The sequence below is a fragment of the Leisingera sp. XS_AS12 genome, from assembly GCF_041224635.1.
Classification (GTDB): Bacteria; Pseudomonadota; Alphaproteobacteria; order Rhodobacterales; family Rhodobacteraceae; genus Leisingera.
This window is the reverse complement of the sequence record NZ_JBGFGM010000095.1, coordinates 1-328: the sequence shown is the minus strand read 5'-3', so window position 1 is coordinate 328 and position 328 is coordinate 1. Positions and strand designations below refer to the sequence as shown.

Annotated in this window: 1 protein-coding gene; it reads right to left on the bottom strand. The window is 68.9% G+C overall.

Going from position 1 to position 328, the window contains the following annotated elements; translation table 11 throughout:
* Positions 1-10: 10 nt before the first annotated feature.
* On the bottom strand, positions 11-328 hold a 318-nt coding region (locus tag AB9K35_RS11270), incomplete at its 5' end, for a transposase (RefSeq protein WP_369926133.1).

Below are 328 nucleotides of genomic sequence, written 5' to 3'. Positions count from 1 at the left end.
TGCGAGGGCATCAGCATGGCGTGGCCCCGAGCGCATGCACAATCTCGGCGATCCGCGCTGCGGGCGTGCCTGGCGCCAGCTCGATCCTGACTTCGCCCGAGACGATCCGGATCACCTCATCGGATGCCGCAATGTCCGGCTCCGGCGGCATCTCCGGCGCGTCGCAGACCACCAGCGGGGCGAAGACCGGTTCGTCCGGCTCCGCCGCTGGCAACACCAGCTTCCCCTGCTTCGCCAGCCGGCGCCAAGCCGACAGCTGGTTTGGTAAGACACCATACCGCGCCGCCACGCCATTCACAGTCGCGCCCGGTTCGAGCGTATCCGCCAC